Here is a 24,796-nt window from a genome sequence, read left to right on the forward strand (position 1 = left end):
CAAAGGTACGAACAAAAGAGAAGACTACAATGGTATAAACGCGGAGCCGCTTACGCAGAAAGGTGAAGGGTTGGTGAAGGGTGGTGAAGGGTTGATGAAACCCTTCACCGCTATAAGTTCCTTATATATAGTGCTTTACGTTATGTTGGTGAAGGGTGAAGGGTATTTTTGAGATTGTTGGGAAATCTGTCGGAATGAATTAATCCTAACTTTTTGTGTTTTTTCCAGCTTTCGCATATACTTTTTCATGAAAGCAGGGGATGGATAATGTATATAACGAAAGAAGGTTGATAATCAAAAGACTATCAACCTTCTTGTTGTACCCAGACCCGGGATCGAACCGGGATGGATTGCTCCACTGGTGTTTGAGACCAGCGCGTCTACCGATTCCGCCATCTGGGCAAATAGCACTTGGCTTATTTGCGGTTGCAAAGGTACTAATAATTTTTGAACTGGCAAACTTTTTGAGAACTTTTTTTCGAAAAAAGTGCATTTTGCGTGCCAAAAGGCTAAAATATTGTTGTATTTGCCCCCTCCAATCTTAAATTAAGAGAAAAACTTTGGCGCATTCAAATATATTTTCTAATTTTACAGTTGGAAATTTAATTTAAAAACTGCAAACATATGAATCAAAATATGACGGTTAACGTAAATAACTACTATTGTGTGATACTTGCAGGAGGAAAAGGACGTAGACTTTGGCCTTGCAGCCGCAGTAACTATCCGAAGCAATTTATCGATTTCTTTGGAGTAGGACGTACTCAGTTGCAGCAAATCTACGACCGAATGGCAAAGATTGTTCCTGCTGATCATATATATATCAATACGAACGAGGAATTCGTACATTTGATTAAGGAGCAGTTGCCAGAAGTTTCTGTGGATAACATTTTGGCAGAGCCTATTCATCGTAATACGGCTCCGAGCATGGCATGGGCTAATCATCGCATTTCCATGATAAATCCCAATGCCTGTGTGATTGCCACTCCTTCAGACCAGGCCATCTTCAACGAGGAAGCTTTCCGGGAAAATGTGCTGAAAGGCTTGGCTTTTGTAGCAGAGAACGACCGGTTCCTTACTATGGGCGTGAAGCCAACCCGTCCTGAACCGGGTTATGGATATATTCAGATGGGCGATGTCTTTTGTGACAATATGTATCAGGTTCAATCCTTTACGGAGAAGCCGGAGCGTGATTTTGCCAAGATATTCGTTGAGAGTGGGGAGTTTTATTGGAATACTGGTCTTTTCCTGAGCAATGTAAAGCATCTGAGAGAGTGTTTCTGTAAGATTCTGCCTCCTGTGCTCCGTGATTACGACAAGCAGTATCCGGAGTTTAGCATCGAGACGGAGAATGCCTATATGAAGGAGAGTTTTTCTTCTTATCCTAATATCTCTGTGGATTTTGGAATCCTGGAGAAGCCTTCGGATGTATGCGTGATGAAGTGTGATTTCGGATGGGCTGATTTGGGAACATGGCACAGTATCTATGAGGCGATGCAGAAGAGCGATGACGATAACGTGGTGATAGACAGCGATGTGATGATGGAGAACTGCCACAACAATGTGATTAAGTTGCCGAAGGGCAAGCTTGCCGTATTGAACGGGCTGGATGGTTTTATCGTTGCCGAGAAAGACAATGTGCTGCTCGTCTGCAGGAAGGAGGATTCTTCCGCATTGGTTCGCAAATATGTGAACGAGGTGCAGATGAAGCGAGGTGATGACTTTATTTAATGGGCGATTTAGTCAAATAAATATGTATGAAAAATGAGCTGCAACCCTCTGCAGCTCATTTTTTGCTTTATAAGCGGATGTGTGGTTTACACACATTCTACAATTTCTGGAATTCAGTATAAATCTTATCAGCGATTTCCTTGAACTCTTCCTCAGAGAGCTTGAGGTGCTCCTTGCGGAAATTGACATCAGCTTCGCTGTTCATAGGGATGAGGTGGATATGAGCATGAGGAACCTCAAGGCCCAATACGACCTGAGCCACTTTCTTGCAAGGGAAAGCAGCCTTGATGGCCTTAGCAACCTTCTTGGCGAACACCTCAAACTCTGCCAAGTCATCATCCTCCATATCGAAGATGTAATCTACTTCCTTGCGAGGAATTACCAATGTATGACCTTTGCCGATAGGGCTAATGTCGAGGAAAGCATAAAACTTGTCGCTTTCTGCACACTTGTAGCTAGGAATCTCTCCTGCTGCAATCTTTGAAAAAATGCTTGCCATAATCTCTAATCAATTTATAATTAATAATTTATATTTTATTTCTGGGCTTACATATACCATAAAAGGAACCGTCATACGGACATCGCTGCCAATATGATAGTTCCTTTTATTTCGTTTTATTCAAATGAAATCTTGTCGATGCGAAGTTTGATGGTGCCGCGAGGAATCTTGATCTCTGCTACTTCACCTATCTTCTTGTTGAGCAATCCCTGTGCAATAGGAGTCTTGATGGAAATCTTGCCTTCCTTCAAGTTTGCCTCGCTTTCGCTCACGATGGTATAGGTCATCTTTGCCTTGTTGGCCATGTTGGTCATTTCTACCTTAGACATAATCTGCACGCTGTCGGTGCTGAGCTGCTTGGTATCGATGATCTTAGCCTCGGCAATGGTGAGTTTGATGCGATTGATCTTATCTTCTAGATGAGCCTGAGCCTCTTTTGCGGCATCATACTCAGAGTTCTCACTTAAATCACCCTTATCGCGGGCTTCAGCAATTGCGGCTGATGCCTTAGGGCGCTCTACAGATACGAGCTGTTTCAGCTCAGCTACGAGATTGTCGTAGCCTTCTTGTGACATGTAAGCCATAATTTTTCTTGTTGTTTAATGTTATTAATAATATGTTCTTAGAGGCATAAAAAATAAAGAATTCCAGTGCCAGTGGAGCACCGGAATCCTATATCTTATATGTGTCTCTTTCTTATCCTTATGTTTATAATTCGATTGCAAAGATAGAACATTATTTCCGTATCACCAAACTTTTTCGATGAAATTTTAAAAATAACCTCCTTTTTCTTTCACATAGTTCATCAATTTGCTAAAAATCTGATTATTGCGTAATATCTCCGGATTGCCAGTCATAATCATCTGCTTCCTGGCTCGGGTGATGGCTACGTTCAGTTTGCGGTCGATGATGGCACCGTCTTCTACGAAGCTGTTGCCGGCAAGGAAGTCGAGCTGCCAGATGTTCTGGATGGTGAAACTGTAGATGATTACGTCGCGCTGACTGCCCTGGTATCGCTCCACAGTATCGATGCTTATCTTCTCCAGTTCCGGGATGCCGAGTTTTTCGATGCCCTTGTGCACCATGGCTATCTGGTTGCGGTAAGGCACGATGACGCCTACGGTCTTCTGCGGGTCGAACTGTGCGCCATAGAAACGGTGGATGCGACGGAGCATGTCTACTACGATTTTCGCCTCGTTGGCATTGATCTTGTCTGAAACATTCGGTTCCTTGCAGAACTGGGATGGGAGGAAAATCATGCGATGTTCCTTCAGAAGGTCATCGAGCGCATCTGCTGATGGGAGGGCGTAGGACAGTTCCTCTTCCAACTGGTGTGGACAAGGTACGGGTTCCAGTTTCTCCCGGCGGTAGAACATCCGGTTCGGGAACTCGGCTATCTCCGGGTGCATTCTTCCCTGACGGCGAAGTATGCCGATAAAGTCGGTGCGTTCCTCGTGGTCTTCCCAATGAATCAGGCGCTCGAAGAGGGAATTGCGGCAGTTGGTGAGGCAGATGTCCTGCAAGAGACTCATGTCGACAACTCCGTTCTTCTGGCTGTCATGGATGGTAGGAATCGCCGAATCCTTTTCGCTCTGCTGTACAACGGCAGGCAACTGCTTATAGTCGCCGATGAGGATAAACTTATCCACGGCAGACAGGAGTCCGATGAGATTAGGCTCCAATATCTGGCTCGACTCGTCGATGATGGCAAGCTTGAAGTGCTTCAGGGTGAAGATGAACGGCTTGGAAGTCATCATCGAAGTAGTTCCTACGATTACGCGCGTACCTATTATATATTGTTTGATGGCTTCGAGCTTCGGACAGTCGCTGATAGCCTTCTCTATCAGATAAGGGCGGAACCGTTCATCGCAGGAGTATTCGCTGCCCAGACGCAGGAATGGGATGCCGGAATCTACCAGCATCTCGCAGATTTCATCCACGGCTCGGTTGGTATAACTCATCAGGAGGATGGATGAGGCTGGCTGCTGAGCTGTCTTTCCTCCGGCGGCGATGCTTTCAGCTGTCGGCATTCCCGTTCCGTCGTTCAATGCTTCTTCTACCATAAACTTCAGGGCACGACTGGTTTTTCCTGTTCCCGGAGGCCCTACGAGCAGAAAGTAATCCTGCGCCTGTTTGGCACGGAGGATGATATCGTCCAAAACATCGTCGTAATGTCTGGTCAATGCCAGCGAAGTATCTCTTTGCGGAGCACGTTGTCCCAACAGCAGGTCGCGTTTCTCCTTTGGCGCACAGATAAACTGGTGCAGGTTACGGATGCTTCCACCGGTCGATGCATCGCTCGCTCCGTGTTCGATGGCGTATGGCAGGTTCGTTTCGAAGATATCGGCGTTCTGCTGTCCGTCAGTGAGATGCACTACAATCTCATGGCTGTGAATCTCCTGCAATACACCTTTATATAATATAGCTTTTCTCACGTCGGGTTCTTCCTTCAGCTTGTAGGTATAGAGATACACCATGTCGCCGATGCGGAAGTTGGGCAGGAAGTCCTTTCCCTGGTCGGGCACACTGAGGGTGATGGTATCAAATCCACTTCCTGCGCTGCTCTGTTCCTTTCGGATGATGTGCAGGTCGGTATAGATATTGCCGGCATCCTTCTTCTCGGTGAGTGGCATGGTCCAGAGGTCGCTGCTCGATGTGTTAGTTCCTTCCTGTGCACCCACCTTGCTGATCATCTGCTCCCGCAAGACAAAGGTCATCATGCGGCAGAAGTAGGCTTCCTCCAGTGGAGAAAGATCGTGGAGCGGCTTGGTGATGGCTTCTATCTGTGGTTTCAGATACTTGTTGTAGAAGAAATCCTGGATACCTGACACATTCAAAACTTCGGGGGTAAATTCATTCAGTGCATGTTCGAAGCCCTCCTTGGCTATCTCGAAGGAGGCAGCAACGAGCTGGTTGCGGTATTCTATGGCTTCCTTGAAGAGCTTCTGGTAGTAGGCTACCACCATCAATCCATCTTGTGGCTGATATTTGGAGTAGAGCAGTCGGATATTCACGCGGTCGTTGCTCAGCTTGAAGTTGTGCTGTAACACGCCATAGTAGAGCAGGAGCTGCACATAGTGTGGCTCCAGCTGATAACTGTGATAAGCGGGATCTACCTGATGGGTTTCGATATTCATATTACGTCCCGATTTCTGTTCCACCAGCAGCTTGCAGTCGGTGGTCATCAGGTCTACACGTCCCTGTATGCCCAGAGCTTCGCATACGAACGAAGGCTCCAGGATGGCTTTCTTCCTGTCGTAAAGACTTTCGCCTCGGAATGCTGACATCTTTGCCTGCGATGCGGTACGCGGAAAGAGAATATCCACTACCTGCTGCAGATTGAATGCCTGCAGGTTGGCATCTGTATAAAACTTCTTGGCATCAAACCAGGGGCAGGTGCAGAACTCCAGGGCTTTCTCCCGGAAGTTGCTCTTCACAGTTTCGTTCACCTGATACTTACCGTGTGAGTTGATGATGTCGTCGAGCGCAGCACCGGCAAAGTTACCGAGCAGGGTTGCCTGGGTGTTGGCACGGGGTTTCATCAGGTTTAATAGATAGAGCAGGGGATGATGACCGAAAGCCGTGAAACAGGTAGCAATGCTACTGATATCTACCAGATAATCGGGTTCCACCACGATGAGTCGGGGAGTGATGATGGGCTGCTTCACCTGACAGTCGAGCAGGTTGAGCTGCATTCCTTCCTTCAGCAGGTCCCAGAGGTAGGTATGATCGATATGATTTTCTTCATCTTTCAACCGTACGAGATACTCCTCCTCATCGGCATCCTGGTCGATGTCTACACGGATAAAGTCGCTGTCCCAGTTCTTTACGATGCAGCGGATGCGCCGGTTGTTGATTTCCAGTCCCTTCTGGAAGGGACGGTTGATATGCGGGATGAGTACATTGACTTCATGCGGTATTCTCTCTTCAAACACGGCAGAGATGAAGAGGGTGAGGGCACGGGCATCATATTTCAGGTCTTCGCCCGAAAGGGGTTCCTGCGAATTGCTGTGTCGGCGCATGGTCTGGATGGCAATCTTGTCTGCCACCTTGATGCCACGGGCCTTACAGAGATAATCCACCTGGGAGAAAAGGTTACCGAAAGCCTGTTTGGTATCCTTCACTCCTTCGTGGCAACAGAGGATGAGCGTATCGTGCATCATCTTATTGCGTGTCTTCGGTTCCAGGTCGGGGAGTGTCAGGAGTTCCCTTACCCGCTGGAAAAGTTCTGCGGCGCTGATATTGTTCTGATTCATGAAATATTGCTTAATCTTGAAAGATGTTTGCCTCATCTCTTTCCTCGAAAATGCGATTATTGGCTGCTTTTGTTCCCATTATGGTAAAATGTTGTATTCTCTCTTCAGCCAAAGCTCGAAGACAGGATCGACGAATGAGAAATCTTGAAGATGTTTCTCAACGAGATCTTTCTCTACTAATACTTTCTTGTTACGTGTGATGCTCTGTGGCTGCCCCAGACCATACTTCTCTACGACATCCTTGGCATTGAAGTGCTTTTCGCCAGAAGCGATGGCTTTCAACATGCCGATTTGGGTGGGAGTGAGCTCGTCCATCTCTGTCAAGAACAAGTCTTCGTTGGTGTCCAAAACCAGTTGGAGCTGGTTGTCGAGGAGTTCTTGCGTTACCTCTTTGTCTGTGTGTGACCATAGGAAGAAGCAATATTGCTGTACGTACCAAGAGTTATACTTCACTCTTTCGCATAGACATTCTGCTTGGCTCTCAGAGATAGTTTTTCCTGTCTTCTTAAAATTGCTCATGATATATGGAATCCAATATTCCTTGGCTATTCTCTTCAGGTTCATCAGTTGTCCGAACTTAAAGAAAGGACTGTTCGTCTTGTTGAAAATATCTTTCATCATGTGCATCTTGCTGCCGTAGAGACAATAGGTGGTATGGTGCTGCAATTGCCATTCAGCCCTCAGCATAGCTTCAAGGTTCTTCCATTTTGGCAGGTTGGCGAGTTGCTGAAACTCATCGATGCAGACGATAATCTTGATGCCTTTAGCCTCGGCTATCCTTTCGGGGAGTTGCAGAATGTTTTCAGGACTTTCTTTTACAGGATTCACCTTTAGGTTGACCTCTACGCTATTCATTGGGTCGGAAGCTATCGTGATGCTTGGGGTAAAACGATTGATAAATTTCACCAAGTCAGATAATTTCTGTTCCAATGTGGAAGAAACTTCTTGTATCACGATGGAGGCAAATTTGTTGTAGAATTCTTCCTCCGTATGAATCTTGGAGGCATCCATGAAGCAAACCTTTGTCTTGGATTCTTCCTGCATTAATTCTTCCATAGAGGTTCTGACAAGCGAAGATTTTCCCCATCTTCTTGGAGATACCAAGATGACGTTGATGCCGTGGCGAAGGAAATTCTTCAGTTCCCTTCGGTCTTCTACTCTGTCGATAAAACTCTTTTTCTCAGCGAGTCTTCCATAAATAAAGGGTATATCCATAATCAATTTTTTATAAGTGATGACGCAAAGTTACAAAAATTATAAATACTCTTATAATAAATGTATTTATAATTATGGATAATTAACGAGGTGATGGAAAAAGAAGTATTCCATTAAGTATTTTTTTCGTATGAAAGCCTTGCCGTATCAATTCTTTTTTGTATATTTGTAGCCCCAAAATGAAAGATGGGATATTATTAATCTAAAAAATTAAACGAATGACAAAAGAAGAATTGATGCATAGAGCTATTGAGCTCTCAAAGAATAGCGTGAAGACGGGTGGCGGACCTTTTGGTGCTGTGGTTGCCAAGGACGGTATCATCATCGCTGAGGCTTCCAACAGTGTAACCATCGACCTCGACCCTACTGCACATGCCGAGGTGAACTGTGTGCGCCAGGCTTGTTTCAAGCTGAAGACCTTCAATCTGGAGGGCTGCGAGATTTATACCTCCTGTGAGCCATGCCCGATGTGTCTGGGTGCTATCTACTGGGCACATCTCGACCGTATCTATTATGCCAACGACCGGAAGGATGCGGCAAAGATAGGTTTCGATGATGAGTTTATCTACGAGGAGATAGACCGCAAGATAGAAGACCGCCACAAGCCGATGATTGCGCTGATGAGAGATGAGGCGCTCGGTGCCTTCCGCATGTGGGAGGAAAATGCGGAAAAGACGGAGTATTAATGAGATAAGATAAAAAGGGAAGGTTGCACGGAATATGAACTGCAGCCTTTCTTTTTTCGTAGATTCTTCTTGTATTCTATCATGCGGGATAGAGAAAAATGGAGAAAAGGAACGATTTCTCAGATTTTCTTTGTAATTTTGTCGCCAAATTCAGAAAGACCCTGAATTCTTGATGATGGAAATTCTCTAATTATTATAAAGATAATGGAACAGTCAATAGAAAATCTCTACAAATTAGACGGCAGAGTGCCCGTTGGTAAAGCACTCCCATTTGGCCTTCAGCATGTGCTGGCGATGTTCGTCAGCAATATTGCGCCAATCATGATTCTCGCTGGTGCGATAGGTCTGGACAGTTCGATGAGCGCCGTGCTTATCCAGAACTGTATGGTCATCGCCGGTATCGGTACCTTGGTGCAGCTTTATCCGGTATGGCGTATCGGTTCTCGCCTTCCTATCGTGATGGGTATCTCCTTCACCTTCCTTTCGCTCGCCATCGCCATTGCCGGTGCTCATGGTATGGGTACTTTGATAGGCGCTGTCATCATTGGTGGTCTGGTAGAAGGAACACTCGGACTTTTCGCCAAGTATTGGATCAAGCTCATTCCGCCTGTAGTAGCCGCTACCGTGGTAACAGCCATCGGTTTCTCGCTCCTTCCTGTTGGTGCCAACTCTTTTGCCGGTGGTCAGGGCGCTGCCGACTTCGGTAGCATGAACAATTGGGTCGTGGGTTCAGTAACCTTGCTCGCTTGTCTGCTTTGTCAGATTTTCGCCAAGGGTTTCTTGCGTTCACTCTCTGTATTGGTAGGACTGCTGGTAGGTTACATCCTGGCGCTGTTTATGGGAATGATAGATTTCAGTGGACTTTCTGGTCTCTCTATCGTAGCTTTGCCAAAGCTTCTTCCATTTACACCTGAGTTTAATATCGGTGCTATTCTCTCGGTGGTAGCAGTATATCTGGTTTCTGCCACAGAGACCATTGGTGATACTTCGGCTCTCTGCAACAGTGCGTTGAAGCGTGATCCTAAGACTAAGGAGATGGGTGCGGCAGTCTGCTGCGATGGTTTCGTAAGTTCGGTTTCCGGTCTTTTCGGTTGTACTCCTATCACTTCTTTCAGCCAGAATGTGGGTTTGGCAGCGATGTCGGGAGTAGTGAACCGCTTTACTATTGCCATGGGTGCCATCATCATGATTATCGGTGGTATCTTCCCAGCTATCGGTTATGTATTGACTACGATTCCTCAGGCTGTATTGGGCGGCTGTACCATCATGATGTTCGGTAGCATCCTCTTTGCCGGTTTCGGCATGATGGCGCGTACCGGCTTCTCTCAGCGCAACATGGTCATCGTGAGTCTTTCGCTCAGCGTAGGTCTCGGATTCACATCTGCAACAGGTATGTTCAACATCTTCCCAGAGATTGTGCGCACCGTTTTTGCTGATAACTGTGTGGCAGTAGTCTTCCTGCTCGCCGTTATCCTGAACCTCGTGTTGCCGAAGAATCTGGATAAGGCATAAGAATCAAAGATATTTATAGATAAAAAGGTGCAACTCACAAGTAAGAAAGTGAGTTGCACCTTTTTTGCTATAAACTGTTAACTATAAACTATTAACTAAATCACTGTCCTCCCAGTCTTTCGAAGAAGGTGATGATTTCTTCGAAGGTCTTGAATTCATCGCTACCGTATTCTATCGTCGTACCCATGAAACCATCGCATGGGCTAGGGTCGATGAAGTAATCGCCGTAGAGCAGGTTCTTCTGGTTGCAGAAGATGATGTGGTTGTAGGCTGGGGTAGAGAGATATTCCTCCACCCAGGTCTGTACCTTCGCCATGTATTCATGGTCGTTGGTTGGCGCTGGGGCTACGATATATACGTTGTAATGCTCTATCAGCATCTCGTAAGCCTTGTGCATCGAGCTGGTTGCCTTCATGTAACTGTCGTGCAGGGCATCGAAGTCGATGTATACGATAGGGCGCTCCTTGCCGTTCTGCTTGTCGTCAATCCAGCGGATAACCGGACAGAGATAGTGGAATGCTACCTTGTCGATAAGTCGGTGCTCGCCATGGAATGGGATGGCGAGTGGATAGTGCTCGTGGAAGAGGTCGAAGGTATGGACCAGCGGATCAGCATCGCCGAAGAGACCGTAAACACGTTGCTGCTCCTCGGGAGTAATGTCCTGGAAGCAACGCTCGGTAAAGTCACGGTATTCCTTGATGAGGCCTTTGTTAACCATCAGTTCGTTCACTCCGTCCTTTCTCGGGTTCTGGAATTCCTGCTTGCCGGTCATGCTGCTCATCGTATCGCCCATCTTGAAGGCTGGGTTTACGAGGATGCGGTCGAATCCTTTCAGCAGTTCGGTATACATGCCTCCCATCGAGGTACCGATGATGAGGTCAGGCTTCTCAGTCTCCGCCATCTTCTGCAGCATCTCTATGCCCTCTTCAGGATGTACCGGGATGTCTTCAGCCACGAGGGTGGCATTCGGCATCAGTTCCTGCAACATCTTTACGGTGCCGCTCTGTGCAGAAGAGAGGAAACCGTGAACATACATGATTTTCTTGCCCGCCATGAGGTCGGGGAATTGTTTGATATATGGATTCATATTCTTATAGTTTTATAGGGGGCATCATATCATGCTCCCTGAACATCTTATTCATTTCTGCTGCAAAATTACGCTAAATTGCAGACAAAACAAAATTATTGGGCGATAAACTTCCTTGTTTGCGAAAAAAGTAGTAATTTTGCACCCAATAACCATATTAAAGTTCAAGTCATAATGGATTTACTGAAAGAAAGAATTATGCAGGAGGGCAGATGCTTTCCTGGTGGAATCTTAAAAGTAGACAGCTTTGTAAACCATCAGATGGACCCTATCCTGATGATGGACCTGGCTAAGGAATTCGTGCGCCTTTTCAAGGACATCAAGTACAACAAGATTATTACTATCGAGGCTTCGGGCATCGCTCCTGCCATCATGGTGGGGTATCTGACCAATCTTCCTGTTGTCTTCGTCAAGAAAAAGCAGCCTAAGACCATGGAAGGAATGATTACCTCAGTGGTTCACTCTTTTACTAAGGACCGTGACTATACGGTTTGCGTGAGCAACAGCTACCTGACTCCAGACGATCATGTTATCTTCATCGACGACTTCCTCGCCAACGGTAACGCTTCCAAGGGTGTGATGGACCTTTGCGAGAAGGCTGGCGCCAAGATCGAGGCGATGGGTTTCATCATCGAGAAGGCTTTCCAGCATGGTGGTGACTTCCTGCGCAAGGAGGGAATCCGTTATGAGGCTCTCGCTACTGTAGAGAGCCTGGATGATTGCAAGATTGTCTTGAAGTAAGAGAATCGGCTGAAATCAAGCATCGTTTTTTATCCTATGATATTCATTCTGATATGAAGATAAGATTTTGTTTATTGAACGCCTTGCTTTGTATGGCATTGTCTTCTATGGCAGTGCCTGCAAAGCGAGGCGTTTGGCGTTTGATGACTTTGACTGATGGAACTGAGGTTCGTGTACAGTTAGTGGGCGATGAATTCATGCATTATTATGTTTCGGAAGACGGAACCAAGTATGTCATGGATGCAACAACAGGACAGGGAAATCGATTGGATTCTACTGCTTCCTTGTCTCGCGTGAAGAAAGCGGCAGCCCGTCGTGCAAAGGTTCAATCTCGACAGAAACTTCATCTTCAAAAGGCGAAAGCAAAACAGAATAGTTTCCGAGGAACTAGGAAGGGACTTGTCATTTTAGCCGAATTCTCCGATCGTAAGTTCCAAAGTGGGCATGATCTGACATTGTATAAGCAGATAGTCAATGGCGATAATTACAAGGAAAATGGCTTCCGTGGCAGTGTGAAGGATTATTTTCGTACCCAAAGTATGGGACAGTTCGAACTGGATTTCGACGTGGTTGGTATCTGTCCTCTGCAGAATGCCACTGCTTATTATGGCGCAAATAGTACAGACGGTGAAGATTTGCGTGCGGGTGCAATGATTGCTGAGGCTTGCCTCTGGGCGAAGCAGCAGGGAGTTGACTTCTCCAAGTATGATTGGGATAATGATGGTGAAGTGGAACAGGTCTTTGTTCTCTATGCCGGTAAAGGCGAGGCCAATGGTGGTGCAGCTTCTACCATTTGGCCTCACATGTATGCTTTGTCATTGTCAGATTATGGTAAAGTGTTGCAGTTTGATGGGGTTAAGGTGGATACTTACGCCTGCAGCAGTGAATTGAATGGTCTGAACAAACTCGATGGAATCGGTACTTTCTGCCATGAATTCTCTCACTGTCTGGATTTGCCCGATCTTTATGACACCAGTTATACCGGATGGTTTGGATTGGGTGAATTTGACCTGATGGATAGTGGCAGTTACAATGGAGACGGAAAATGGCCTGCTGGGTATTCGGCTTATGAGAAAGCAAGCTGTGGTTGGATTACTCTTCATGACTTGACGGATATAGAAGAGGAGACAAAGGTGGCTGATGTCATGGCGATGAGTCTAGGAGGAGATGCTTATATCATCAGAAACAAGGCACATGAAGACGAGTGTTACATCATTGAAAACCGACAGAAGTCAGGATGGGATACTGAACTTCCAGGAGCGGGAGTCATGATTACTCATGTAGATTATGATGCTGATGTCTGGTATTATAATGTACTGAACTCGAATAGTGAATATTATGACGAAGCCAATCAGAAATTTGTGAATGACCATCCTCGTCTTACCATCTTCAGAGCAGGCAAGTCGACCTATTTGGATGGTTCGGCAAGTGATCTCTATCCTTATCAGTCTAATAGTAGTCTTACGGCTACATCCCAACCGGCTTCCACCTTATATAATAAGAATGCTGACGGTACTAAGTATATGCATCTTGACATCAAGAATATCGCCATTGCAAGTGATGGTTCGGCATCGTTTACGGTGAGTAAGGCTGAGCGCTCTGACGATCAGAAGCCTGATACACCGGTACAGCCTTCAGGCTCTACTTTATTATATGAATCGTTTGACAAGTGTCATGGTACAGGTGGAAACGATAACCTGTGGAAAGGTAGTATTGCTGGAACTCAAGTGTTGGATGAGGACTTGGATAATGGTGGATGGACCAGTACAGGAACTGTTTACGAAGCCAACGGCTGCGTAAGACTCGGAAAATCGGGAATTGCCGGAAATATCACCACGCCAACTTTTTCGGTGAAAGGTTCTGCGATACTTTCATTCAAGGCTGCGGCATGGGATGGGAAAAGTGATGCCACCAAGTTGTATCTGGAGATAACTGATGTGAATAATGGCGCAAGGCAGATGGCGGTTATCCGCAAGTCTGAACTGTCTAAGTATTCAGTACCTCTCAAGAAGGGAGAATGGACTCAGTTGGGGGCTTCTGTTTACGCAACGGGCGAGGTGAAGGTTAGCTTCACAGCTGATAAGGGCCGTTTCTTTCTGGATGAAGTAAAGGTAACAGACAATACGGTGGATGGCATAGCAGAGGTGACTATGCCTCAACAGTCTGACATTGAAGGCTATTATACCCTGGATGGAATCAGGCTCTCAAAGCCTCAGCATGGTGTGAACATTATTCGACAGAAAGATGGGCGGGTAAGGAAAGTCATGATTTATTAGGGTAGAACCTGGTATGGTTATAAAGCGTAAGAAAAGTGTAGAGGTATTTTGTACTATTACACTTTTCTTTCGATTTTTTATGTAAAAATGATGGGATTGTTTTGGTATTTCAATAAAAATATTTAATTTTGCACTCGGTTTATATAAACGAGAGAGAAATTTTATTTTTATATTTTTATTTTAATAACAAAACAAACATGACAAGAAGATTACTATTACTTGTATGTGCGGTGCTGTGTTTAGGCAGCAACGTTCGTATTAGTGCGCAGTCTACATCTTCTACTACACAATCTGCAGAGTCTAACTTTGTAGAGGGCGTTGTGCGTGTCAAACTTCAGCGTGAGATAGCTGACCGTATGATTGCGGCTAAGCTTCCGTTGTCGGTAAAAGGCACCAGCAAGAAGTATGTTCAGACTGGCGTGACCCCGCTCGACAGGGTCAATCAGAAAGTAAAGGCAGTCTCCATGACCCGTGTCTTTCCTTATGCTGGTAAGAATGAAGCAAAGCACAAGGCTTTCGGACTGGATCTTTGGTATGATGTCCATTATGAGGCATTAGGAATGAAATTGGCACAGGCAAGAAACCTGTTCCGTTCTGCTGAAGGTGTATCTTACGCACAGCGAATTCCTCTTTACAAGCCTATTGGCGGTGAGCGTTTCCTGGAGGTTTCTCCAGCTGCTGTAGCCAAGGCTGCCAAGGCAGCATCTACCATGCCTTTCAATGATCCATTGCTCAACGATCAGTGGCATTACAACAACGATGGTCATATCGCAGGAACCAAGGTGGGTGCAGATGCCAATGTATTCAAGGCTTGGGAAACTGGTGTTACCGGTTCTAAGGATGTTGTGGTTGCTATCATTGATGGTGGCTTCCAGGTAGATCACCCAGACCTGAAGGACAATGTGTGGATCAACACAGCCGAGTTGAACGGTAAGCCTGGTGTTGATGATGATGGTGATGGCTATGTAGATGATATCTACGGCTATAACTTTGTTATCAATTCAAGTGATATCAACGCTCACTCTCATGGTACTCACGTAGCAGGTACTGTAGGTGCAACCAATAATAATGGTATCGGTGTCTGCGGTGTTGCTGGTGGTAGCGACGGTAAGGGCGGTGTCAAGATGATGGTTTGTCAGGTATTTGACAGCCGTGCCAGCAGTTCTGCTGTAGCAGATTTCGGTGCAGCCATTGTTTATGCAGCCGATCGCGGTGCCAGCATTGCCCAGTGTTCTTGGGGTGCCAGTGTTGCAGGTGATGAGGATAAGTCGGTTACCGAAGCTGTTAATTACTTCACCAAGAATGGTGGTGGTGACAAGATGAACGGTGGTCTCTGTATCTTTGCTGCCGGTAACAATGGCGAGGAAGGTGACTATTATCCTGGTTGTCTTGACAAGGTTGTGGCTGTTGGTTCCATGGCTCCAGACGGAAGCGTGGCTTATTATTCCAACCGTGGCAAGTGGGTTGATGTGACAGCCCCTGGTGGTTTGGAAGACAATGGCCAGCAGTATGGCGTATTGAGTACTTTGCCTAACAGTACCTATGGTTATAATGAGGGAACTTCCATGGCATGTCCTCATGTATCTGGTATTGCAGCATTGATTCTTTCCAAGTATGGTAACAAGCAGTTCTCTAATGAGACTCTCCGAACATTGCTTACCACTTCTGTAAACGACCTTTATACTCAGAATCCTGAGTACGAGGGCTTGATGGGTTCCGGTTATATCGATGCTTACAAGGCTTTGCAGGGCAAGGAGGGTAGCGTGCCTGAGGCTGTTGCCGACTTCACTGTTACTGCATCTCACGACAATGCTCTCATCGAATGGACGATTCCTGAAACCGAAGAGAAGAGCATTGATCATCATGTAATTTATTATAGCACAGAGGCTTTCTCTGCTACAGACGACTTGAATAAGTTGAGCTCTGCTACTGTAGATACCAAGTTCAAGTATTCTGGCGACAAGATGTCTTACGAGGTAGAAGGTTTGAAGGCTTCTACTAAGTATTATTTTGCAATTGTGGCTTACAACCGTTGGGGTAAGGCTTCTGCCGTATCTCCAATCAAGGAGGCTACTACAAATGCAGGCCCTAAGGTTCAGGTAGACCAGAAGAACCTTTCTATGACAGTAGATGCAACCAAGGCTTCCACAGCTGAGGCTTCTTTCAATGTAAAGAATGCCGGTGAGGGCGTGTTGAAGTATCAGCTTACTACTGCTACAACCCGAGCAACTATGTCTACCAGTGCTCGTAACCTCAAGCCAAATCCTGGTCAGGTTCTTCCTTTCAGCGGTACTGTCAGTCCAACATTGGCTAAGCGTAATGCTGTAGCTTCTTCTGACTACAAGGCGGAAAATTGGCCAGACACTTTGACTTATTCTAATTATGTATATAGCTATATCGGTGAAACTGATACCAAGCTGCCAAATGCTTTGGCTCAGTATTTCTATGTAGATAAGGCAACTTATCCTAATGGTTTCAACTTAACCGATCTTCTTATTCAGGGACAGAACGGTCAGAATCCTGAGATTGAGATTTATGACGGTTCACGTTCTATCTCTAGGGCAAGTTTGATCCAGAAGATTAATTATGACTTCTGGGCATACAATTATCCTATTACATTGAAAGAGCAGATCTATTTTGCTCCTGGTTCAAGCTTTTGGGTTGTTGCTAAGTTCCCTGCCGGTGCCAAGAATCCTTTGGCTACCGGTAAGACAGAAAGAACCGATATTGCTCAGTACAGCTTCTATAGCTCTGATAACGGTACTACCTGGACTCAGTTGAGTGAGGTTCTCAAGGGTACTAGCTTCGAGTCTGTAGCCAGTCAGCTTACTTGGGCTGTACAGGCTGTCAGCAAGAATCCAGACTGGAGTCAGGTTCTCAACCCTGAGCCTATCAGCGGTGAGGTTCGTCCTAACGAAAGCCAGAAGGTTACTCTGAAGAATGATGGTCAGAAACTGGTTAATGGTACTTATGAGTTCAATATCCATGTCAAGAGCAATGAGGCTGTTGATTCTAAGCAGCAGGTTGCTTTAGCTATGACCGTGAAGGGCTATAAGCCTGAACTGCACAGCCAGCAGCTGGTTGACTTCGGTGACTTGCTGGTTGGTCAGACCAAGACCATTGATGTAGAGTTGACCAATAGCGGTTATGGTGTATTCGGTGGTAAATATGGTATGCTCCAGGCTCCAAAGAACGTGAAGTCTTCATCCGATCAGTTCAATGTGCCAAAGGGTGCCAATAATATTGCAGCCCGCTCTACCGGTACGTTGCCTGTGACGTTTGCTCCTACCAAGGAAGGCAACTTCAGCAGTACCATTACTCTGACCGATAAGAATGGTAATCAGCATTCATTCCTGGTTCGCGGTGTCGCTTCAGTTCCTGCCAAGCAGAGTGTAACTCCTGATGTTTATGAAGCAGGCGACTTGAAGGTAGGCGGTGAGGACAAAACTGCTACCATCACTATCAAGAACACGGGTAACTATCCTTTGCAGTATGTCTTCCCTAAGTTCTCTTCCGAGAAGATAGTAGGTTCTACTGCCAAAGTACATAAGTTTGGTTATACTACCATCTCTAATGTTGCCGGTGATGAATCATTCGAGTATGAGCCAGCTCCAGAGTTGGCTGATGAGAAGGATATCACTTCGCAGTTTACCAATGATAATTGGCAGTCTGGTCCTATCAAGGTGGGCTTCAAGTTCCCGTTCTATGGTAAGGATTATGATGAAATTTACGTATCTTCTTATGGTGGTGTCTCTATGCAGCAGATGGATGGTCGTATCTCTTGTATGGTTCCTACTGGCGATTGTGTACAGGGATTGGGCTATATTTCTGCTTATACCAACTCAGGCTGGATGGACATGGGTGCCAACAGTAAGATTACCTATGGTCATAAGAATGGTAAGCTCTATGTCAAGTTCAAGAATGTTGTAACTCCTGCAACCAATGGTGGTGGCGAAACAACTACTATCAGTTTCCACATGGCTCTTTGCCCTGACGGAAGTGTAGAGGTTTACTACGATGATTATAATCCAGCAGGCGTATTCGGTTCTGGTGGTCACAACTTCGTAGGTGTCAGCGATATTGCTGCTTCCGACCCTTGTATATTTGTTGATGCCAACAAGGTACAGGAGGATAACGATGGTCTGGATGCTCCTTATTATGATATCGTTACAGGCAGCGCCATCAAGATTGTGGCTCCTGCCAAGTCTATGATCAAGAGCCTGTCAAGCACTGATGGCTATGTAGGCAATGGTGAAAGCAAGGAAATCAAGGTAACATTGGCAGCCAACGATGAATTGGTGGCAGGACCTCTGACTAACTATCTCACCGTTATCACCAACGACCCAATCAACCCAAGTGCATCTGTCAAGTTGACTGCCAACATCGTTGGCGACAACCTGAAGGCTGAGGCTGCTCTCGATTCTACCAGCGTAGATTTCGGTAAGGTATTCCGTACTTCTGCCCAGCAGCGCACAGTATTGTTGAGCAACAATGGTAAGGATGCTCTCCAGGTAGCTGGCGTATCTGTCAAGAACGGCAAGTTTACTCTCGCAGAAGAAATGAAAGCTGCATTCTCTGTTCCTGCAGGTCAGGGCAAGGATATCGTAGTAACATTGCCTACTGCCGAGAAGGGTACTGTCGAAGATGTTCTCGTTATCACCTATCAGGATGGTACAACCAAGGAAATCCCATTGAAGGCTGAGGTCATTGGTAATCCTACCTGGAAGAGTAATCCAGAGAGCCTGAAGGTTGAAACTCCTTATGGTACCAACGTAGAAAAGACAATCCAGGTAACCAACGAGGGCGATGAGGACCTTACGTTCTCTGCTGAGCCTGCTTCTTGGTTCAGTGCTTCTGATTTGGAGGCTGCAGGAAAGTCTTCTGTTGATTATGTGTTCAAGTCTAAGCTCGATGGCTTCGATATACCTTATAACTGGGTAGACATCACCAACGACTATACTGAGCACATGCCTTATGCATACTATATTGACAAGACAGACTTCAAGAAGGTGGAGCTTCCATTCGAGTTCCCATTCTATGGCAAGAAGTATAAGAGCATGTATATCTACAATACTGGTTTCGTATCTTTCGATGCACCGGTAGAGGATTACAAGCAGTTCCCTGAGCCACCAGCAAGTCTGCCAACAACAGAAACCTTCTATACCAACATCATCTGCCCATTCTGGGGTAACCACTCAATGAATACTCCATCTTCTGATGGTGTATATTACAAGGCAAAGGATGATGAGGTCATTGTAAGCTATAAGAATTATGGCAATACGATGATGCAGGGTATGAACTTTGAGGTGATTCTCCGCAAGGACGGTTCCTTCAAGTTCCAGTACAATGTAGATCCTGATGGATTCCAGTTGGGCGTATTCGGTCTCTGTGGTATCATGGATCATACCGGTACTCGTGGTATTACTCCTGCTGATATGTATATCACCGACGGCAATGCCGTTGAGTTCTCTCCATATAAGAACTATGTAGTGGCTCCAGGTGAGCAGGTTGAAATGCCGGTTGAGCTGAAGGCTAACCAGCTGGCTGATACTTATGATTATGAGTTGAACGTTACCACCAACGATCCTTCTCGTGCAAGCGTTAAGATTCCTGTTACGCTGAATATCACTGGTGAGGCTCAGGCTAAGTTCCCTGAGATAATCAATGTTGAGCAGCCTGTAGATGAGAACGCAATAGATCCTTCATACTATGAATTCTATGTAGTCAACAAGGGAACCAAGGCATTCACTATCACAGACGTTGCTTCTGAGATGTTTACTGGCTCGGAGTCTGATGACCCTGATGTTGAGCCTTCTGCTCCAGAAGGTGAACTTGAGGTCTATACTGCACAAAGCAACAATGGCGGCGATGACGGCATCGATCCAGGTCCAATGGCACTTGCTGCTGATGCTGCCAAGGCTTGGGTACCATACAAGAGCGGCATGATGGCACCTATCGTAGTAGGTACCGACACCGTGAAGTTCAGAATCGCTCCTTATAATGTTTATGAGGTACATAAGAAGGATTTCCCTCTCGTATTTACAGTAGAGGGCTTGAATGAGGAGACACACACCTCTACTATCAAGCTGAATATCACAGAGGCTCCTGTCATGGCCTTCGATCCAGAGGAGTTGCATATTGAAAATGTGGCTTCTGACTATAAGGGCACTCGTACCGTCAATCTGAAGAACGATGGCGAGTATAAGCTTACTTACTCATTGAGTCTCGATCCATCTGGTCGTGATGCTGGTAATGTAGATGATGGCAGCAACGATCCTGCTCCTGCCTATAATGTCATCTCTTATCCTTCTGAGGATGTTGCCAAGAATTTCGTGGCTACCTGTGTAGAGAAGATTTCCGGCAAGAAGGGCATGGTGAAGGCTCTTGGCTTGAAGAAGGTGAAGGACGATCAGAAGTTCATCTACGACTTGCCTACAGGCTATGAGGGCAATGCGCTCTATTATCCAGTGCTCAACCCTGTAGCCAATGCTCAGGCAGCCCTGATGGGTACGGGTGCTACTGCTCTGGATGAGAACTTCTATGCAGCAACTCGCTATGAGGCTCCTGCTGAAGGTTTCAATCTTACCCATCTCTACTTCGTCGGTACTGTAGGCGACTTGGAGAATGTGGACATCGAGGCTTCTGTTATTCTAGGCAATGATGTGACAGCTACCGAGAAGACCATCGGCCATGGCAAGATTCATATTGCCAAGGAAGAACCTCTTGATAATGGCAGCTACCAGGGTGTTCCACGTGTGTTGAAGTTTGACAACCCTATCTACATTAATCCTGCCGATACCTTCTATGTCGTATTGAAGTATCCTGCCGGCTACAAGTCATCAGCCATGATGGCTACCAAGGATGGAGATATGGAGACCAATCGCTATATGGCACACTTGAAGTCATTGGGTGGTTGGGTTGACATCGAGGCTCTCTACGACAATGCTTACAGTTATGGTGCCTTCGGTTACTTCATGACTTGTATCGAGAAGGAGAAGGGTGAGCCATGGATTAAGTTGCTCAACGAGAAGAAGGAAGGCGAGATTGCTCCAGGCGAGGCTATTCCTGTACAGTTTGAGGTGAATGCCAAGAGTGCTTATTTTGCCAAGAACAATAAGGCTACTCTCGTAGTGAAGAGCAATGATCCATACAACAAGCTCTACAACTATCACATCTATCTCGATAAGAATGCTGCTCCTGTCATCACCGCTCCTGAAGGTGAGACTACTGTTCCTGAGGCTTCCAAGGCGATGGTTCCTGTAACTGTTGCTGATGCCGAGGGTGAGGCTTTCACCGTAAGCTTGAACGATGCTGACGGTATCGCATCTGTTGAGAGTTATGCGAATGAGGACGGTACTCAGGAAGGTATTTCTGAAAGCAATGGTACTTATACTGTTGAGGCTGGCGGCAGCTTGAAGCTCAATGTGGCTCTTGTTCCGGATTATGGTACTGCTGGCAAGCATACCTTCACCGTAAATGCCAAGGACGAGTCAGGCAATGCAAGCTCAGTTGTTGTCAACTACAACGTTGAACATACCAACCGTGCACCTAAGTATGTGGGTCCTGCCGACTTGGCCCTTAAGGGTGGTGAGACATCAGCCCAGTACTACTTTGCTGATTTCTTCGAGGATGCTGATGGCGATGCCATGACCTTCTCTGCTCAGATTGCCGATCCTTCATTGGCTGCTCTCTATCAGTCGGAGAATGGTATCATCATTGCTGCTAAGCAGGTTTCCGGTTCAACCAACATCAATGTTGTGGCTACTGATGCCAATGGTGCTTCTACTACTGGTGTCATAGCCTTGACTGTTGATGCTGCAACAGGTATCAGCAATGTTGTGGCTGGTGCCTCTAAGGGCGATGTTACTGTAAATGGAGATGCAGAGAACGGTAATTTGAATGTTACTATCGGTGCTGATGCTGACAAGGTTGTTCTCTCTGTTTATAGCAATGCCGGTCAGCTGATGGCTCAGAAGACCTTGCAGAATGTTCATGCTGGCGATAAGGCTAGCGTAGCTTTGGGTAAGGTTGCTGCGGGTGTATATCACCTTGTAGCTAATGTAGATGGCAAGACCTCAGCAGTGAAGTTTGTCGCTAAGTAATGTAGATTTCGGTATCTTGCTTCCCGCTTTGGTAAGCAGGATACTTATCCATAAAAAAAGAGGAATCGTGATAATGATTATTCACGATTCCTCTTTTTTCTTTTTTACGATGTTCTTCTATGATGTTTCTTTTTCACGATGATGTCTTTATTTTACGATGTCTGCTGCATAGATTCCCATCGCCTTATAGCCTGTTGGGTTAGGGTGGAGCCAGTCGTTGCTGGCGTATTCCCGCTTCATCCTTCTGTCATCATTCGGGTCTTGCAGGAGCTTGGCAAAGTCGAGAATGCCGTCTACGTTCCTTGCCTGACTGCGAATCCAGTCGTTTACATAGAGTCGGGCAGCCTCGTGGAAGTGGGTATAATATCCTGCGCCCTTGAATGGGGTGATGGTGCCGAGATAAACTTTCATCTTCCGGGCTTTCGCCTTCTTCACCATTCCCTGTATGCTCTCAATAATCTGGCGTGCCACCGTTTCGCTGCTTCCGCTTCTGGCTGCACCGATGTCGTTGACGCCTTCAAAGATAATCACCTTCTTCACGCCGTTCTGCATCAGGATATCCCGGTCGAAGCGCTCCTTGGCGAGGGCACCGAAGCCACCCGGAACGGTTACACGGTTGTTGCCGATGCCCAGGTTCAGTACGCCCTGATTGGTTATCTTATGCTTCAGCTGCAGCATCTCCGACATCACGTCGGGCCATCGGTTCTGGGCATTGTCGGTAGAGCATTTGCCGTCGGTGATGGAGTTGCCGATGATGGCGATGGCACTCATATTGTTGCTCATCGTATAGACATCGATGCCGCTGATGTTGTACCAATGGTTCTCTCTGAAAGCCTTCTCAAAGTTGGAGTGGGCATTGGTTACTCCCTTCATGATGTAGGAGGTGGTGCGCGACCCCATGTGTACGGTCGGCACTTTGGGAGCCGAGGTATAGTTGATGGTGATGGCTACCCGTTCCAGGTTCCTGAGATTGAACTTCAGGGCATCGCTCACAATCTGCTTGCCGGCAGGGATGACGGTCTTGTAACTGTTGCCGAACTTGAAGTATTGTGCCGTCTTGGCATCGATGGCGAAGGAATCCTTGGCATGGGCGATGTAGATGGAGCGGATTTCCACGGGTTGCATCGAATAGATGTTGCTCAACTTGAGGCGAATCACGTCGCCTCCTATGCTAACCTTTACCACCTGGCGTACCGAACGGTTAGTCATGCAATTGTTATAGGGCATAAATGATCTGACTACAGTTTGCGGAGCTGTGGCCCAGGTGCCTACCCAGTTCTGTGCGGAAGAAACAGTTGATATGGCACAGAATACCATTAATAAAACCAATAATCTTTTCATCATAGATGCAAAGTTAGCCACAAAAACCAACAAAAGCAAGAAATTTAAAAACTTTTTTCATAAAACTTTGGAGAATGTTGAGAAAAGTTGTATCTTTGCCTAAATTTCTAACTAAAATAATAGTCTATGCAACCAACAAAAAGTTTTGCGATTCCATTGTCGTTCATTGGAATCATGTTTTTCTCTTTGGGCTTTGCCCTGGGTATTAATTCCTTGCTGGTGCCTGTATTGCAGGGTTCGCTGGGTATTTCCAATGCTGCCTCTTATCTCATCATCGCAGCCACCTTCATTCCGTTCCTTATTTTCGGTTATCCTGCCGGACTCACCATCAAGGCTATCGGTTATAAGAAGACGATGTCGCTGTCGTTTGTCATCTTCGCAGCAGCATTCTATCTCTTCATCCTTTCTGCCGATGAGAAGAGTTTTCCTCTGTTCCTGCTTGCATCTTTTGTAAGTGGTGCTGCCAATGCCTATCTTCAGGCATCTGTCAACCCTTACATTACCATCCTGGGTCCATTGGATAGTGCTGCCAAGCGCATCAGTATGATGGGTATCTGCAACAAGCTGGCGTGGCCAATCCCATCTATGTTCATCGTATGGCTGTTGGGCAAGGATGTGCATCTCATCGAAATCGAGGATTTGGCTAAGCCTTTCTGGATCATCATCGTAGCTTTCCTGGCTTTGGGTGTTCTGGCTTTCCTGGCTCCATTACCAGAGGTGAAGGCTGCCGGAGAGGATGATTCTGAGGAAGAGGAGTCTGCTGCCTGCACTTATGCTGCAACCAAGACCTCTGTCTTCCAGTTCACTCACTTGCTTTTGGGTTGTCTGGCGCTGTTCCTGTATGTAGGTGTTGAGACGGTTTCTCTCGGAACATTGGTAGATTATGCCAATTCCCTGGGTTTGCCAGGTGCAGCTAACTATGCCTGGATAGCTCCTATCGGTATTGTTATCGGTTATATCTGCGGTATCATTCTGATTCCTAAGTACATCAGTCAGGCAGTAGCCTTGAAACTCTGTTCGTTCCTGGCAATTGCCGGATCTTTGCTGGTGGTTCTTACCCCAGCCGAGATTTCCATTTATTTCATCTCATTGATGGCATTGGGTTGTTCTCTGATGTGGCCTGCCCTCTGGCCATTGGCAATGGCAGATTTGGGTAAGTTTACCAAGTCTGGTTCTTCGTTGCTCATCATGGCGATGTTTGGTGGAGCCGTTCTTCCTACGCTCTATGGCAGTCTGAAGGATGCAGTAGGTGCTCAGCAGGCATATTGGCTCTGTCTCCCTTGCTTCCTCTACATTTTGTATTACAGCATTCACGGCCACAAAATCCGTTCATAGTATCGTTTCTTATCAGCT

General features: G+C 46.3%; 13 protein-coding genes and 1 tRNA gene. 7 read left to right on the top strand and 7 right to left on the bottom strand.

Translation table 11 applies throughout. From position 1 onward, the window contains the following. Positions 1-320: 320 nt before the first annotated feature. Positions 321-402, bottom strand: a tRNA-Leu gene (locus tag F7D73_RS12225). A 234-nt stretch (positions 403-636) separates the two neighbouring features. Here F7D73_RS12225 and F7D73_RS12230 point away from each other — a divergent pair. Next, positions 637-1,728, top strand: a complete 1,092-nt coding sequence (locus tag F7D73_RS12230; RefSeq protein WP_437182322.1) for a mannose-1-phosphate guanylyltransferase — start codon at positions 637-639, stop codon at positions 1,726-1,728. A gap of 97 nt (positions 1,729-1,825) precedes the next feature. On the opposite strand, the gene F7D73_RS12235 is transcribed toward F7D73_RS12230, so the two are convergent. From F7D73_RS12235 to F7D73_RS12250, 4 genes are all read right to left on the bottom strand, one after another. Then, a complete protein-coding gene (locus F7D73_RS12235) occupies positions 1,826-2,227 on the bottom strand; it encodes an HIT family protein (protein WP_153125093.1) in 402 nt (133 codons plus the stop codon). Between the two features lie 116 nt (positions 2,228-2,343). Continuing rightward, a complete protein-coding gene (gene greA / locus F7D73_RS12240) occupies positions 2,344-2,811 on the bottom strand; it encodes a transcription elongation factor GreA (RefSeq protein ID WP_153125095.1) in 468 nt (155 codons plus the stop codon). 186 nt (positions 2,812-2,997) lie between these two features. Further along, entirely contained in the window at positions 2,998-6,483 is a 3,486-nt protein-coding gene (locus tag F7D73_RS12245; RefSeq protein WP_153125097.1) for a DEAD/DEAH box helicase, read from the bottom strand. A 78-nt stretch (positions 6,484-6,561) separates the two neighbouring features. After that, entirely contained in the window at positions 6,562-7,698 is a 1,137-nt protein-coding gene (locus F7D73_RS12250; protein WP_153125099.1) for an AAA family ATPase, read from the bottom strand. 218 nt (positions 7,699-7,916) lie between these two features. On the opposite strand from F7D73_RS12250, the gene F7D73_RS12255 reads away from it, so the two are divergent. Next, positions 7,917-8,384, top strand: coding sequence for a nucleoside deaminase (locus F7D73_RS12255; RefSeq protein ID WP_153125101.1), 468 nt, complete (start codon positions 7,917-7,919; stop codon positions 8,382-8,384). 204 nt (positions 8,385-8,588) lie between these two features. Next, positions 8,589-9,896: a nucleobase:cation symporter-2 family protein gene (locus tag F7D73_RS12260; RefSeq protein WP_118139253.1), complete on the top strand. Its 1,308-nt coding sequence runs from the start codon at positions 8,589-8,591 to the stop codon at positions 9,894-9,896. A gap of 100 nt (positions 9,897-9,996) precedes the next feature. Here the strand turns inward: F7D73_RS12260 and F7D73_RS12265 are convergent, their stop codons facing one another. Beyond that, positions 9,997-10,983, bottom strand: a complete 987-nt coding sequence (locus F7D73_RS12265; RefSeq protein ID WP_153125103.1) for a YqiA/YcfP family alpha/beta fold hydrolase — start codon at positions 10,981-10,983, stop codon at positions 9,997-9,999. 174 nt (positions 10,984-11,157) lie between these two features. On the opposite strand from F7D73_RS12265, the gene xpt reads away from it, so the two are divergent. The 3 genes from xpt (at position 11,158) to F7D73_RS12280 (ending at position 22,102) form a co-directional block, all read left to right on the top strand. Beyond that, positions 11,158-11,724, top strand: a complete 567-nt coding sequence (gene xpt, locus F7D73_RS12270; RefSeq protein ID WP_153125105.1) for a xanthine phosphoribosyltransferase — start codon at positions 11,158-11,160, stop codon at positions 11,722-11,724. Positions 11,725-11,777: 53 nt separating this feature from the next. Beyond that, positions 11,778-14,000, top strand: a complete 2,223-nt coding sequence (locus tag F7D73_RS12275) for a M6 family metalloprotease domain-containing protein (protein ID WP_153125107.1) — start codon at positions 11,778-11,780, stop codon at positions 13,998-14,000. Positions 14,001-14,197: 197 nt separating this feature from the next. Beyond that, on the top strand, positions 14,198-22,102 hold the full coding sequence (locus F7D73_RS12280) for a S8 family serine peptidase (RefSeq protein ID WP_153125109.1): 7,905 nt from the start codon (positions 14,198-14,200) through the stop codon (positions 22,100-22,102). A gap of 147 nt (positions 22,103-22,249) precedes the next feature. On the opposite strand, the gene F7D73_RS12285 is transcribed toward F7D73_RS12280, so the two are convergent. Then, positions 22,250-23,443: an SGNH/GDSL hydrolase family protein gene (locus F7D73_RS12285; protein ID WP_153125133.1), complete on the bottom strand. Its 1,194-nt coding sequence runs from the start codon at positions 23,441-23,443 to the stop codon at positions 22,250-22,252. Between the two features lie 126 nt (positions 23,444-23,569). Here F7D73_RS12285 and gluP point away from each other — a divergent pair, with 126 nt between their 5' ends. Beyond that, entirely contained in the window at positions 23,570-24,778 is a 1,209-nt protein-coding gene (gene gluP / locus F7D73_RS12290; protein WP_228117739.1) for a glucose/galactose MFS transporter, read from the top strand. Positions 24,779-24,796: the final 18 nt, after the last annotated feature.

Origin of the sequence: Segatella copri, assembly GCF_009494395.1 — a bacterium.
Lineage (GTDB): Bacteria > Bacteroidota > Bacteroidia > Bacteroidales > Bacteroidaceae > Prevotella.